Source organism: Microbacterium profundi (genome assembly GCF_000763375.1).
Lineage (GTDB): Bacteria > Actinomycetota > Actinomycetes > Actinomycetales > Microbacteriaceae > Microbacterium > Microbacterium profundi.
Map to the genome: position 1 here is coordinate 1,145,428 of NZ_JPSY01000001.1, position 14,113 is coordinate 1,159,540.

Consider the following 14,113-nt stretch of genomic DNA (forward strand, 5'->3'; position numbering starts at 1 on the left):
CTTGTCTGGGGACTGCGGTGCGACTTCGTCTCGCTTCGCTCGCTCAACGACCCGCAGTGGAGTTCCCCGGCGGGAGCCTCCGGGGCATACCCGGGGACACCCGCGGGTCGTTGAGCGAGGCGGTCGTTGAGCGAGGAGCGGAGCGACGAGTCGAAACGCAGGAGCGACGAGTCGAAACGCAGGAGCGACGAGACGAAACGCGTTGAGCGAGCAGCGCGAGTCGAAACGTCGCTCCGCCGTCTTACTTCGCCTCGAGCTTCGTCAGGATCTGCACGATCGCCGGCTGGGTCGGGTCGGCCGACGCGTACTGGTCGTCCTCGCTCGGCCATCCGACGTAGTTGCGGGTGTTGAACTCGCCCAGCAGGGGGTGCGCGCCGAGCGGGATGGCCGGCACGTTCTCGGCGAATGCGGTCTGCAGCACGGCCGAGGCTGCCGCGCGATCCTCGTCCGAGGAGGCGTTGGCGTAGGTGTTCAGCGCCTCGGTGACCGCGGGGTCGTCGAACCGGCCGAAGTTGTACTGCGCCTTGTCGTCGACGATCCACTTCGGGTCCATGGTCGAGGTGTACAGCCCGTACACGTTGCCGGTGTCCTCGAGCCAGTGGATGATCGCTTGGAAGGTGCCCTCCTGGCGGGCGGCGTCCCAGCCGCCCCAGTCGGGCTGGTCGACCTTGACCTCGATGCCGAGGCCCTTGCCGAGCTCTTCGGCGAGGAGCGCCTGTTCGGTGTTCCAATCGCTCCATCCGGCGGGAACCGAGACCGAGAACGAGACTGCTTCGCCGTCGGGGTCCATGAGCTTGTCGCTCTTCCAGGTGTAGCCGGCGTCGGTGAGGATCTGCTTCGCCTTGTCGATGTCGACCGAATACTCGGCATCCTGGTACTCGGGGATGATCTCGTCTGCGAGCAGCGTGCCGAGACCGGTGACGTTCCAGACGGCCTCGCTCGCACCCTCGCGGGCGATGTCGACGTAGGCGTCGCGATCGATCGTCCAGGCGAGGGCCTCGCGCAGGGCGGGGTTGTTGAACGGCTTGGTCTGCAGATTCATGAACAGCGTGCCGGCGCCGGCGGTGGGCGAGACGAGGAACTGGTTGTCGGGGTCGACCGACAGGTAGCTCTCCTCGATCTGCGGCAGGAACGCCTGCGCCCAGTCTGCCTCGCCCGATGCGAGAGCCGTGGTGAGTGCCGCGTTGTCGCCGTACGAGACGTAGTTCAGCTCTGGCACGGCCAGCTCGCCGCCCCAGTAGTCCTCGTTCGCCGTCAGAGTGACCGATTCCGTGGTCCAGCTGTCGAGCACGTAAGGGCCGGTGCCGACGGCGAGGCCGTCTTCGGTGAGCGGGTCGGTGTTGGGGTCTTCGATGTTCTCCCAGATGTGCTTCGGCACGATCGGGGTGTGCAGCACGCGCGACTGGGCGGTGAACTTCGAGTCGGCGAACTTCAGCGTGACCTTGTCGCCGTCGACCGTCGCACCCTGGTAATTAAGCCCGGACGAGTCGGTGAGCTTGCCGTTGAGGAACTGATCGAACGTGAACACGATGTCGTCGGCGGTGAACGGCTCGCCGTCGCTCCAGTTGACGCCGCCGCGTGGGACGACGGTGAGTTCGGTGTAGTCGTCGTTCCATTCGACCGATTCCGCGAGCCACGGCGTGGTGCCGAGGTCGCCGGTCGGGTTCACGAGAGCGAGCGGCTCGAAGATGACCTTGGCGTAGCCGTACTTCGATGCGGACGAGTCGCCGAGATACGGGTTGTGCGACTCTGTGGTGATCGCTCCGTCCGGCTTGGCGATCGTGAGTGCGGCGGTGGACGAGCCGGATTCTCCGCCGCCGCCATCTGCGGCGGGCGAGCATCCGGCGAGCACGCCGATGCTGAGGGTCGCGATCGCGCCGATCGCGATCAGGGATCTGCTGAGCTTCATTGCTTCTCCTAGGACACGGGTCATTGTGCAGGTGTGGCACGCGTCGATGTGACGCTCCGGCTTACTCATGAGAAAGTAAACTGAGGCGAGGTTACCGACAAGTAAGTAAGCTTGCAAGTGCGAGATACCAGACCGTTACACTCACCTCAGAGGGGGATGCCGTGGCTACAGAGAATTCGGCGCGCACGCGCCCGGCGACCAGGCAGAAACGCACCGACATCCTGGAAGCGGCAGTCGAGATCTTCGGCAACAAGGGCTCGACGAACGGCACGCTCGCCGACGTCGCAGAGCAGGTGGGCATGACTCACGCCGGGGTCCTGCATCACTTCGGCTCGAAGCAGAAGCTGCTGCTCGAGGTGCTCGCCTACCGCGACCAGGCCGACGTCGCCGAACTCGACGAGAAGCACATCCCCGGTGGGCCGGAGCTCTTCCTGCACCTGGTGCGCACGGCGTTCGCCAACGAGCGGCGCCCCGGCATCGTGCAGGCGTACACCGTGCTCTCCAATGAATCCGTGACCGACGACCACCCCGCACGCGGCTTCTTCGAGGAGCGCTACACGACGCTCCGCCGCGAGGTCTCGGAGGCGTTCCGCGAGCTGTGCAGGCAGGAGGGCGTGATCGAGCCGGATACGGTCGCCGCGGCATCCGCCAGCATCCTCGCCGTCATGGACGGCCTGCAGCTGCAATGGCTGCTGCATCCGGACGTCGTGGGGCTCGGCGAGGCGAGCGAGTTCGCGATCCGCGCGATCGTGAACTCCGTGCTGCATCCGGCGCCCGAGTTGGAGACGTACGTCCGCGAGGCCCGACAGTAGGCTCAGCTCATGAGCATCGACCTCGAAGCGCTGTACATCGACCTGCACCAGCATCCCGAACTCTCCTTCCAGGAGACGCGCACGGCCGGCATCGCTGCCCAGCACCTGCGCGATCTGGGACTCGAAGTCGAAGAGGGCATCGGCATCACGGGCGTCATCGGGGTGTTGCGCAACGGTGAGGGGCCGACCGTGTGGGCGCGCGCCGACATGGACGCACTCCCCGTCGAAGAGCAGACCGGCCTCGCGTATGCGAGCACGGCGACCGGGGTCGACCCGGCCGGCCACACGGTTCCCGTGATGCACGCCTGCGGGCACGACATGCATGTCACCGCGATGATCGGAGCCGTCGAGCGGATCGTCGCCGAGCAGGCGGAATGGTCAGGCACGCTGGTGGTCGTCATCCAGCCGGCCGAGGAATACGGCGCAGGGGCCAGAGCGATGCTGGATGCCGGCATCCTCGACCGCTACCCGAAGCCCGACATCGTGCTCGGCCAACACGTCACGCCCTTCGCCGCCGGGGTGATCGGCGTCCGCAGCGGCACTCAGATGGCAGCATCCGACGGTCTCACCGTCACCCTGCACGGCCGCGGCGGGCACGGATCAAGGCCGCACACGACCGTCGACCCGGTGGTGATGGCGGCTGCCACCGTGATGCGTCTGCAGACGATCGCCTCACGCGAGACGGACCCGCAGGGTGTCGCCGTCGTCACGGTCGGCTCGATCCATGCGGGGCTGAAGAACAACATCATCCCCGCCGAGGCGACGCTCGAACTCAGTCTGCGATATCCGGACGATGAGGCCCGCGCGAACGTGCTCGCGAGCGTGGAGCGGATCGTCCGGGCCGAGGCCCTCGCATCCGGCGCCGAGCGCGAGCCGGAGATCCGCACCGATCACACCCTGCCGCCGACCATCAACGACGCGGATGCCGTGGCACGGGTCACGACCGCGTTCCAGCGCGCCCTCGGAGAAGCCGCCGTCATCGATCCGGGGATGATCACCGGCAGCGAGGATGTCTCATGGTTCGCCCGCGACGCCGGCGCTCCCCTGGTGTTCTGGTTCTGGGGCGGTGTCGACCCGGCGACGTTCGCAGCGGCGGTCGCCGGCGGCACGGTCGCCCATGACATCCCCACCAACCACTCACCGCTGTTCGCGCCCGAGATCCACCCGACGATCGAAGTCGGGGTCACGGCGATGGCGACGGCCGTGCGGGAGTTCATGGGCTGAGCCCGGCCTCGCAACTCTGGCGGCCACGCGCAAGTCTGGCGGCCACGCGCAACTCTGGCGGCCACGCGCAAGTCTGGCGGCCACAAACGGCATCCGTGGCCGCCAGAGTTGCAGTGGGCCGCCAGAGTTGCGCCGCGCTCGACTACACCTCGACGATGCGCGGCGGCGGGGGCGGGTCGAGCTGACGCTGGGGCACGCCGTGCGCCTCGCGGTGCAGCCGCTCCATCCGTGAATCGAGCTCGGCTGCGGCATCCGCAGCGTCCGACAGGCTCTCGACGAGGTGCGAGGGCACCTGGTTGGAGAACTTGTAGTAGATCTTGTGCTCCAGGCTCGCCCAGAAATCCATCGCTATCGTGCGGAACTGCACCTCGACGGGCACCAGCAGCGGTCCGGTCGACAGGAACACCGGCACCTCGATGATGACGTGCAGGCTCTTGTAGCCGTTGGGCTTGGGGTTCTTGATGTAGTCCTTCACAGCGCGCACCGTGACGTCGTCCTGCTGGGTGAGCAGGTCGAAGAGCTGATACACGTCGGCGACGAAGCTGCAGGTCACGCGAACGCCGGCGATGTCGGTGATCTTCTCGCGGATGCGCTCGAAGTCGGGTTCCTCGATCCCCTTGCGGGCGATCTTCTCGACGATGCTGTCCGGCGTCTTGATCCGGCTCTTCACATGCTCGATCGGGTTGTACGCGTGATCGTGCAGGAACTCGTCCCGCAGGATCGAGATCTTCGTCTCGACCTCGCGCATCCCGAACTCGTACTCGCGCAGGAACTTCTGGAATTCGTCACGGAGTTCCCGCGTCTGGCGGATATCGTCTTCGCTGACCTCGATGGTCGTCATGTCCTCGACGTTACGTGATCGTGATCAGAACGCGCTGTGCGTTTCGCTGTGGGCGGATGCCGGTGACGTGAGGATTCCGTATGCGCACAGCGCCCGGGCGTAGGGATTGCGTAAGGATCCCGTGAGGATGGCGCGGATCGGCGTAGTGTCACGCTTCGTGACAGAAGAAACGCGCGCACTCCCGGATGCTCCGCCGCTCGCGAAGCGCATCCTCCTCGGCGACCCGCTCACCTCGAAGCAGGTCGATGACCAGCTGCTGCCCAAGCGGATGGCGCTGCCGATCTTCGCATCGGATGCACTGAGCTCGGTGGCCTACGCCCCGCAGGAGCTCGTGATGATCCTGCTGATCGGAGGGCTGACCTTCCTGTCGTTCACGCCGCTCGTGGCGGTGGCGGTCATCGTGCTGCTGATCGTCGTGGTGCTCAGTTATCGGCAACTCATCAAGGCATATCCGTCCGGCGGCGGCGACTACGAGGTCGCCTCGAAGAACCTCGGCGAGATCCCCGGAGTCGTGGTCGCCGCCGCGCTGCTGGTCGACTACGTGCTCACGGTCGCGGTGTCGGTGGCGTCCGGCGTCGACAACATCATCTCCGCCGTGCCGGGGCTGAACGCCTGGCGGGTCGAGCTGGCCGTCGGGTTCGTCATTCTGATCATCCTCGTCAACCTGCGGGGTGTCCGTGAGGCATCATCGGTGTTCGCGATCCCGACCTACGTGTTCATCGCATCCGTCGGGTTCATGATCGTCATGGGTCTCGTCCAGACGTTCCTCGGCAACGCTCCGGTGGCATCGAGCGCCGAGTTCGCTGTGAACTCCGAGGATCTCAGCCAGGCCGCCGTCATCCTGCTCGTGCTTCGCGCGTTCTCGAGCGGATGCTCGGCGCTCACCGGCGTGGAGGCGGTCTCCAACGGCGTGCCCGCGTTCCGCACGCCGAAGGTGCGCAATGCACAGGCCACGCTCGTGCTGATGGGATCCATCGCCATCTGCCTGTTCGCCGGTCTCACCGCCCTCGCGCTGATCACCGGTGTGCACTACGCCGAGAACCCCTGCGATCTGGTCGGTTTCGACTGCTCGAACCCGCAGCCGAGCCTGATGGCGCAGATCGCGGCGGCGACGTTCGGTGGGGGCAGCATCCTGTTCTTCATCATTCAGGCGGCCACGGCCTGCGTGCTGCTGCTCGCGGCGAACACAGCATTCAACGGCTTCCCGCTGCTCGGTTCCGTTCTCGCCCGCGACGGCTACGCGCCCAAGGCGCTGAACACGCGCGGTGACCGACTCGTCTTCTCGAACGGGATGATCCTGCTCGGCATCGCAGCGATCGCCGTACTGGTGGTCTTCCAGGCCCGCCTGACGACCCTCATCCAGCTCTACATCATCGGCGTATTCGTGTCGTTCTCGCTCGGCCAGATCGGGATGGTGCGCCACTGGCGGAGGGTCCTGCGGACCACGGCTTCAGGAAAGGGCGACGTCGACGTCACGGTCGACGATGCCGCAGCATCCGATCGCCGGTCAGCACGGATCGGCTTGATCATCAACTCGGCCGGCGCGACGCTCACGATCCTGGTCCTCCTGATCGTGACGATCACGAAGTTCACGCACGGGGCGTACCTGGTGTTCTTCGCGATCCCGATCCTCGCGTTCCTGATGATGGGCGTGAAGCGCTATTACCGCGATGTCGAGCACGAGATCGCGGTAGACGACACGACCCACTTCGGCGCGAGCGGCGACGTGGCACTGGTGCTGGTCAGCAAGCTTCAGAAGCCCGTCATCAAGGCGATCGACTACGCGATCGCGGCGAAGCACGGGAAGACGCTCGCCGTGCACATAGCGGTCGCCGACGATGATGCGGAGCACCTGCAACAGGAATGGGCGGAGCACCGCATCCCGATCCCGCTGATCATCGTGGAGTCGCCGTACCGATCGTTCGCGCAGCCGGTGGCGCAGTTCATCAAGCAGTATCGCCAGAAGCACGGCTCGTCCGTGGTGACCGTGTACCTGCCGCAGTACATCGTGGGCCACTGGTGGGAGAGCTTCCTGCACAATCGACGCGCGCGACGCATGGCGAACCAGCTCATGCTCGTGCATGGCGTATCGATCACGCTCGTGCCATGGCTTCTGGACTCGTCCGAGCTGATCTACGGACGGCGCTCCCGACCGGTTCCGGGGCAGGAGCGCGCTGGGCGGCCGGTGCTCACCTCGACCACCGGGCGACGCGCGCATCGACCTGCTGGACCGCCGGCTGAGGGGTGAGCGCGTCTCACCCGGATCCGACCCTTTTCGGCCGGCTCGCCCCTCATCCTGGTGCGGGTTGTCGGTGGTGTGGGCTTCGGGTACGGTGCCAGTGCTGGTGGGGGTCCCACCATGCGGGGCCGCGGACTTCGGGCACGCCGTGGTTCATGCGGATCACCCATTCGGTCAGGTGCAGGGTGCGGTGATGGAACCAGCACAGCAGCGCCCCGTTATCGGTATGCGTCGGTCCACCGTCGGCATGTTCTTGGACGTGATGGACCTCGCACCACGTCGCGGGGATCGTGCACCCGGGGATCACACACCCGCCATCACGGATCGTGATCGCCCGGCGTTGCAGGGCGTTGAAGATACGACCACTGGTGCCGATCGACACGATCCTCCCGTGATCGTCGAACAGGATCCTCTGGATCCCACCCGCACACCCGGTCTGCAGTGCCGCCGTCAGCGGAACAAGGTCACCGGTATGCCCGATCCGCGCCCACCCGTGACCCGCGGCGAGGTCCGCGGCGGTCGCCGAGACGGTGAGTGTCGGCGCGGCACCACCGAGGTGCGGGAACAGATCGGTGCGGGCCGCGGTGTTCAAGATCGCCGCCAGAGCGTCGTGCACTTTCTGCCCCCGCGTGCGGGTGTCTGTGAAGATCGGGCCTTCTTCTGTCTCTTCATCGGCGGAAGGCTCGAACCGCACTCCCCCGCGAGCGCCCGTCGATTCCCCGTCCGTCGATTCCCCGTCCGTTGTTCCAGCGTCCGTCGACGTGCCGTTCGCCGACTCGCCGCCCTGTTCCGGGTCGTCCGCCCCGTTCACTTTCGGGTTGAGGAGGCTGTCGATCAGCAGCGCGAGTTGCGCGGCGACTTCGGGCAGCAGGCTCCCGCGCACCGGTGCGGCGCCGTCTTTGACCTTCCCGATCGAGAAGTATCGCCCCCGCATCGCGGCCTCTTCCGCCGGTTCCGCACCATCCGGGTCGAGATAGGCGACCATCACCCGCGCCAACACACCCAGATCTTCCGGCAGGGGGACCGGACGCGGAGCGTCGCCGTCGGCACCGGCGTCGATGCCGCGCGCGAAGTCGGCAAGCTGCCGGTCCGCCTCGACACGGTTCTCGTCACTGATGCGCCGGGCGGACTGCTCGATCGGATCCGTCGCCGCCAACAACCCCGCGAGCCCCAGGTCACCGTCGACCATCACCTCCCGCAGCGCCTGATACCGCGCCGGCAGGAACACCCCATCCGTGATCCCACGGTCTCGCCGCACCAGGCGGGCCGCCCGCACCAGCCGCGCCGCACCGCGCGTGTCGGTGCCGACGAGCATCCGCACGAGATCGGCCGGCTTCGCACAGCCGTACCGGGTCGTCATCCGCTCTTCCTTCAGCCCCGCCGACCGGCCACCCACCTGCACCGTCGCCTCGACCTGCACACCCTCCATACGTCGCTGAACACGGCCGGCCACAGCCAGCAATTCGGCCACGTCCGCGTCAGACATTCCAGGAATCTGCTCCGCACCGAACGCATCACGCACCACGGAATCGAGGGACTCCTCAAGATCCCGAAACCGAGCAACGATGCTGTTCATACCCACCATTCAACACCGGGCCACCGACATTCCACCCCCCGTTTCAGGCTGATCAGACAACTTTTCCGAACAATATTCCCCGCGCTGCACAAAGCGGCATCCGCTACCGAAATTCGACGTCGGAATGCGGTTCGCGGCACCAGGATCGCCGCATGTTGCTGCGCCGATCAGACGTCCTGATGACGACGATCGAGGATCGCAAGGCGCACGTCACCGAACGTGAAGGGGTCTCCCCCTCGACGATCCCGGCGGATGCGGTGACGGCATCCGCATCCGGGCTCGACCCCCACATCATCGTCGCCTACGCCCTGCTCCAGGTGCCGCGAGTCGCCTCGGCGCGCGCGCTCTCGGAGGCGGAGGTGCGCGATGCGGTGGAGTCTAGGATTCAAGGGCGGGACCTGGGCTTCCTCGGCGAGGAGCGCATCAACGTCGCAGAGCTCAATCTCGCACTCTATGACCTGGAGGGCTGATGCACGCTGAGCGGATGCCACGGCGCGGCCGGCTCCGCGTGCTCCTGGGTGCTGCACCCGGCGTCGGCAAGACATTCGAGATGCTCGCCGAGGGGCGCAGGCTTCAGAACGAGGGTCACGATGTCGTGATCGCGATCGTTGAGACCCACGACCGTACCGCGACCCTGGCCCAGACAGCGGGACTGCCGGAGGTGCCGCGCCGCCTCGACCAGCACCGCGGGGTGTCGCTCACTGAGCTCGATCTGGACGCCGTGCTGGTCCGCGCACCCGAGATCGCCCTGGTCGATGAGCTCGCCCACACCAACATCCCCGGATCCCGGCACCACAAGCGCTGGGAAGACGTGCAGGTGCTGCTCGACGCGGGCATCGACGTCGTCACGACCGTCAACGTGCAGCACATCGAATCGCTCAACGCCGTCGTCGAGAAGATCACCGGCGTCGCCCAGCAGGAGACGATCCCGGATGCCGTCGTGCGAGCTGCCGACGAGATCGAGGTCATCGACCTCGCCCCGCAGTCGCTGCGGGACCGTCTGGCCGCGGGCCTCGTGTACCCCGCCGAACGTGTCGACGCGGCACTTTCGAACTACTTCCGCCTCGGCAACCTCACGGCACTGCGAGAACTCGCTCTGCTGTGGCTCGCCGACGAGGTCGACAGCGCACTGCGCAGCTATCGCGCGGAGCAGGGCATCGAAGGCGCGTGGCAGGCGAGAGAACGCGTCGTCGTCGCCCTCACCGGCGGGGCGGAGGGCGAGACCCTGCTGCGTCGGGGCGCACGGATCGCGGCGCGCTCCGCAGGAGGCGAGCTGCTCGGAGTGCACGTGTCCACGCAGGACGGACTGCGCGCCGAGGCGCCAGGGGCACTGACCGCCCAGCGCACACTGGTCGAATCGCTCGGCGGCAGCTACCACCAGATCATCGGCGACGACGTGCCGGAGACGCTCGTCTCATTCGCCCAGTCGGTCGATGCGACTCAGCTCGTGATCGGCGTGAGCCGCCGCGGCCGCCTGGCCGCCATGCTGACCGGCCCGGGCATCGGCGCGGAGGTCATCAGGCGCTCCGGCGACATCGACGTGCACATCGTCACGCATGCGCACGCCGGCCGCCGCACCGCGCTGCCGCGCATGACCGGCGGTGCGCTGGGATGGCGCCGTCAAGTGCTCGGCTTCGTCGTCGCGCTCGTCGGCGGACCGCTACTGTCGTGGCTGCTGTTCACGCTGCGCTCTCCGGAGTCGATCACCTCAGACGTGCTGTCGTATCAGCTGCTCGTTGTCATCGTCGCGCTCATCGGCGGGCTGCGACCGGCGCTGTTCGCCGCCGTGCTCTCCGGGATCACGCTGGACGTCCTCTTCGTCGCGCCGCTGTTCACCGTCACCGTCGCCGATCCGCTGCACGCGATCGCGCTCGCGCTCTACGTCGTCATCGCCGTCCTCGTGAGTCTGATCGTCGATCAGGCTGCTCGTCGCGCGCGCTCCGCCCAGCGTGCGACGGCCGAGGCCGAGCTGCTGGCATCCATCGCCGGCAACGTGCTGCGCGGCGACAGCGCGGCGCTCGCGATCGTCTCTCGGACGAGAGAGGCCTTCGCCCTGAGCGGTGTGCGTCTGGTCGCGCCGGACGGCGAAGTGATCGCCACCGACGGAGAACCCCTGCGCGACGGCCGCGCCACCACGATCCCCGTCGGTCGCGCGGGCGACCGCGCACCGCGCGCCCTCCTCGAGCTGCACGGCGGCACGCTCGACACCCCGTCTCGCAGGCTGCTCGATGTGATCGTCGCACAGCTGTCGGCGGCGATCGAGCACACCGACCTCAGCGCGACGGCGAAAGAGGCCGAGGCCCTTGCCGAGACGGATCAGGTGCGCAGCGCCCTGCTGTCCGCCCTGAGCCATGACCTGCGTCGCCCGCTGGCCGCCGCCGTCGCTGCGATCGGCGGTCTGCGCGGAGCCCACCATCTCTCGGCATCCGACCGCGATGAGCTGCTCGCCACGGCGGATGAGAGCCTTGCCGCGCTGTCGGCGCTCGTCACCGACCTCCTGGACGTGAGCCGCGTCGAGGCCGGTGTGCTGGCCGTCTCCGCCACGCCGGTCGACGCCTCCGCCGGCATCCTCGCCGCCCTCGACGAGCTGTCGCTCGGCCCCGATGCCGTCGAACTGGCGCTCGATCCCGAACTCCCCCCGCTGCAGGCCGATCCGGTGCTGCTTCAGCGCGTGCTGGTGAACCTGCTGACGAACGCCTTCCGGTACTCGCCCGCCGATCAGCGCGTGATCGTGTCGACGAGTCGCCTGGGAGACCGCGCCGAAATTCGCATCATCGATCGCGGTGAAGGGGTGCCGCCCGAACGTCAGAGCAGCATCTTCCAGCCTTTCCAGCGCTACGGTGACACCGACAACACGGCCGGCCTCGGACTCGGGCTCGCCCTCTCGAAGGGCTTCACTGAAGGGATGGGCGGTAGCCTGACTCCGGAGGACACCCCGGGCGGCGGCCTCACGATGGTCATCTCCCTGCCTCTCGCTGCGGGAACGCCCGACATCCAGGAGGCGGAGTGAAGCTGCTCATCGCCGACGACGACCCGCAGATGGTGCGCGCCCTGCGCATCACTCTCGCCGCGCACGGATATGAGGTTGTGGCGGCCGCGGACGGTGCGGCTGCGATCGCCGCAGCGGCGCAGACGCACCCCGACATCATTCTGCTTGACCTCGGGATGCCGCGACTCAACGGAATCGAAGTGATCCACGCCATCCGCGGCTGGACGACGGTGCCCATCATCGTGGTCTCCGGCCGCACCGGATCGGCCGAGAAGGTCGACGCGCTGGATGCCGGCGCGGACGACTTCGTCACCAAGCCGTTCCAGATCGACGAACTGCTCGCGCGGCTGCGGGCACTGTCACGTCGGGCGACGCCCGCGACGGGAGAGTCGACCGTGCGCTTCGGCGACGTCGTGATCGATCTCGCCGCGAAGTCGGTGAACCGTGGCGGATCCAGAGTGCACCTGACACCGACTGAATGGCGGATGCTGGAGCATCTCGCCCGCAATCCTGGCGCGCTCGTCACGCGCCAGGATCTGCTGAAGGGGATCTGGGGAAGCGAACAGGTGTCTGATTCCGGCTACCTGCGGCTGTACATGTCGCAGCTGCGCAAGAAGCTCGAGGCGTCGCCCGCCGAGCCGGCGTATCTGCTGACAGAGTCGGGAATGGGCTACCGGCTGGTGCTCTGAACCCCCTGCCGGTCAGCGTCTGGCGACCGCCAGCGCCACCTCGGTTGATGTCCCGACACGGAGCTTGCGCAGAATCGCCGAGACGTGCACGCTCGCGGTCTTGCATCCGCTCGGCCGCCGAACCAGGCGCGTATCCGGTCCAAGATGGGGTGCGCGCACGGTATTTCCGGGGGCCCGGTTGCCTCAGACAGCAACTCTGGCGGCCCAAGTCAACTCTGGCGGCCCGACCGCGGCTTTCCGGCCGCCAGAGTTGCGCGAGGCCGCCAGAGTTGCGTGGCTTAGGGCGTCATCCGGTCGGTGCGCGCGCCTCGTCCGACGCCGTTCACCGTCAATAGCGTGCCCGTCTCGGTGAACTCCTGCAGGATCTCGTTCTGACGCTCGCCGTCCTTGTGGGTGAGCAGGCTCACGACTACGGCGACGATCGTCGCGCAGATGAAGCTGGGCAGCAGTTCGTACATCTCCGGCCACACCGCTTTCCAGATGAAGACACCGGCGGCGCCGACGAACATTCCGGCCAAGGCACCCCAATTGGTGAGCTTGCGCCAGAACAGGCTCAGCAGGATCAGCGGGCCGAACGCCGCACCGAAGCCTGCCCATGCGAACGAGACCAGCCCGAGGATCGTGTCGTTGGGTATGAGCGCCAGCAGCATGGCGATGATGGCGACGCAGAGTACGGTCCCTCGCCCGAGAATCATCAGCAGCTTGGGCGATGGCTCCTTCTTGGCGACCTTGAACAGGTCTTCCACGAGCGCGGAGGAGGCGACGATCAGCTGGCTGGAGATCGTGCTCATGATCGCGGCAAGAACCGCGGCCAGCACGAGACCGGCGATGAACGGATGCAGCAGCGTCTGCGCCATCACCAGCACCACCGTCTCAGGGTTCGCGAGATCGATGCCCTGGTGCGCCATGTAGGCGATGCCGACGAATCCGGAGAACACGGCGCCGACAAGCGAGATGATCATCCAGCTCATGCCGATACGGCGGGCGGTCTTTGCCTCGCCGGGGTTGCGCAGCGCCATGAACCGCACGATGATGTGCGGCTGGCCGAAGTAGCCCAAGCCCCAGGCGAGCGACCCGACGATTGCCAGGATCGTTCCGCCGGTCAGTGCCGTTCCGCCGATGAGCGAGATGTGGTTCGGAGCAAGGTCGTCGACGTAGGTGGCCACCTCGCCGAAACCGCCGACGGCGATGATCGCTGCAACCGGAACGACGATCAGGGCGATCAGCATCATGACCCCCTGCACGACGTCGGTGAATGAGGCGCCGAGGAAGCCGCCGAACAGTGTGTAAAGGAGCGTGACGCCGCCGACCAGCACCATGCCCAGCAGGTAATCGGAGTTGAACGAGCTCTCGAAGAAGAAGCCACCGGCGACCATACCCGACGAGATGTACAGGGTGAAGAACACCAGGATCACGACGCCGGCGAGGATCCGCAGCAGACGGGACGAGTCGCGCAGCCGGTTCTCGAAGAAGCTCGGAATAGTGATCGAGTTGCGCGACACCTGTGTGTATGCGCGAAGCCGCGGGGCGACGAGCAGCCAGTTCAGGTACGCGCCGATCGTGAGGCCGACCGCGATCCATGCCTCGATCAGTCCGGAGAGATAGATCGCTCCGGGAAGGCCCATCACCAGCCAGCCGGACATGTCGGATGCTCCGGCACTCAGCGCCGCGACCCACGGTGGCAGGTCCCTCCCTCCGAGCATGTAGTCCTCGTGGTCGGTCGTCCGGCGGAACGCCAGGTAGCCGATGACGAGCATGGCCGCGAAGTAGAGGCCCAGCGCGATGAAGATGAATATCTGGTCGGACATCGTCGTCCTTTCGTGGAGGTCGGTCC

Annotated in this window: 10 protein-coding genes; 6 read left to right on the forward strand and 4 right to left on the reverse strand. The window is 66.9% G+C overall.

Going from position 1 to position 14,113, the window contains the following annotated elements:
- Nucleotides 1-241: 241 nt before the first annotated feature.
- On the reverse strand, nt 242-1,909 hold the full coding sequence (locus JF52_RS0105390; protein ID WP_033105341.1) for an ABC transporter substrate-binding protein: 1,668 nt from the start codon (nt 1,907-1,909) through the stop codon (nt 242-244).
- A gap of 161 nt (nt 1,910-2,070) precedes the next feature.
- Here JF52_RS0105390 and JF52_RS0105395 point away from each other — a divergent pair, with 161 nt between their 5' ends.
- Nucleotides 2,071-2,721 (forward strand): TetR/AcrR family transcriptional regulator, encoded by a 651-nt coding sequence (locus tag JF52_RS0105395; RefSeq protein WP_033105342.1) that lies wholly within the window; start codon nt 2,071-2,073, stop codon nt 2,719-2,721.
- Nucleotides 2,722-2,730: 9 nt separating this feature from the next.
- Nucleotides 2,731-3,945 carry an amidohydrolase gene (locus JF52_RS0105400; protein ID WP_033105343.1) on the forward strand — a complete coding sequence of 405 codons (1,215 nt, stop codon included), beginning with the start codon at nt 2,731-2,733 and terminating at the stop codon, nt 3,943-3,945.
- A 142-nt stretch (nt 3,946-4,087) separates the two neighbouring features.
- Here the strand turns inward: JF52_RS0105400 and JF52_RS0105405 are convergent, their stop codons facing one another.
- Nucleotides 4,088-4,786, reverse strand: coding sequence for a GTP pyrophosphokinase (locus JF52_RS0105405; protein ID WP_052166769.1), 699 nt, complete (start codon nt 4,784-4,786; stop codon nt 4,088-4,090).
- A 127-nt stretch (nt 4,787-4,913) separates the two neighbouring features.
- On the opposite strand from JF52_RS0105405, the gene JF52_RS0105410 reads away from it, so the two are divergent.
- Nucleotides 4,914-7,034 carry an APC family permease gene (locus JF52_RS0105410; protein ID WP_200880951.1) on the forward strand — a complete coding sequence of 707 codons (2,121 nt, stop codon included), beginning with the start codon at nt 4,914-4,916 and terminating at the stop codon, nt 7,032-7,034.
- 43 nt (nt 7,035-7,077) lie between these two features.
- Here the strand turns inward: JF52_RS0105410 and JF52_RS16445 are convergent, their stop codons facing one another.
- Nucleotides 7,078-8,511 carry an HNH endonuclease signature motif containing protein gene (locus JF52_RS16445; protein ID WP_160175026.1) on the reverse strand — a complete coding sequence of 478 codons (1,434 nt, stop codon included), beginning with the start codon at nt 8,509-8,511 and terminating at the stop codon, nt 7,078-7,080.
- Nucleotides 8,512-8,753: 242 nt separating this feature from the next.
- Between JF52_RS16445 and JF52_RS0105420 the strand changes: the two genes are divergently transcribed.
- The 3 genes from JF52_RS0105420 to JF52_RS0105430 are packed head-to-tail and all read left to right on the forward strand — an operon-like array spanning nt 8,754 to nt 12,279.
- Nucleotides 8,754-9,071 carry a potassium-transporting ATPase subunit C gene (locus JF52_RS0105420; RefSeq protein WP_084595591.1) on the forward strand — a complete coding sequence of 106 codons (318 nt, stop codon included), beginning with the start codon at nt 8,754-8,756 and terminating at the stop codon, nt 9,069-9,071.
- Nucleotides 9,072-9,085: 14 nt separating this feature from the next.
- Nucleotides 9,086-11,611: an ATP-binding protein gene (locus JF52_RS0105425; RefSeq protein ID WP_033106344.1), complete on the forward strand. Its 2,526-nt coding sequence runs from the start codon at nt 9,086-9,088 to the stop codon at nt 11,609-11,611.
- Entirely contained in the window at nt 11,608-12,279 is a 672-nt protein-coding gene (locus tag JF52_RS0105430; protein ID WP_033105344.1) for a response regulator, read from the forward strand. Before JF52_RS0105425 ends, JF52_RS0105430 begins: the two co-directional genes overlap by 4 nt.
- Nucleotides 12,280-12,557: 278 nt before the next feature.
- Here the strand turns inward: JF52_RS0105430 and putP are convergent, their stop codons facing one another.
- Nucleotides 12,558-14,087 (reverse strand): sodium/proline symporter PutP, encoded by a 1,530-nt coding sequence (gene putP / locus JF52_RS0105435; RefSeq protein ID WP_033105345.1) that lies wholly within the window; start codon nt 14,085-14,087, stop codon nt 12,558-12,560.
- Nucleotides 14,088-14,113 lie beyond the last annotated feature (26 nt).

What these genes read in the sequence shown, in the direction of transcription:
- JF52_RS0105405 (WP_052166769.1), bottom strand. Translation starts at nt 4,786, where the DNA reads ATGACGACCATCGAGGTCAGCGAAGACGATATCCGCCAGACGCGGGAA.
- JF52_RS0105410 (WP_200880951.1), top strand. Translation starts at nt 4,914, where the DNA reads ATGGCGCGGATCGGCGTAGTGTCACGCTTCGTGACAGAAGAAACGCGC.
- JF52_RS0105400 (WP_033105343.1), top strand. Translation starts at nt 2,731, where the DNA reads ATGAGCATCGACCTCGAAGCGCTGTACATCGACCTGCACCAGCATCCC.
- JF52_RS0105425 (WP_033106344.1), top strand. Translation starts at nt 9,086, where the DNA reads ATGCCACGGCGCGGCCGGCTCCGCGTGCTCCTGGGTGCTGCACCCGGC.
- JF52_RS0105420 (WP_084595591.1), top strand. Translation starts at nt 8,754, where the DNA reads ATGTTGCTGCGCCGATCAGACGTCCTGATGACGACGATCGAGGATCGC.
- JF52_RS16445 (WP_160175026.1), bottom strand. Translation starts at nt 8,511, where the DNA reads ATGTCTGACGCGGACGTGGCCGAATTGCTGGCTGTGGCCGGCCGTGTT.
- putP (WP_033105345.1), bottom strand. Translation starts at nt 14,087, where the DNA reads ATGTCCGACCAGATATTCATCTTCATCGCGCTGGGCCTCTACTTCGCG.
- JF52_RS0105390 (WP_033105341.1), bottom strand. Translation starts at nt 1,909, where the DNA reads ATGAAGCTCAGCAGATCCCTGATCGCGATCGGCGCGATCGCGACCCTC.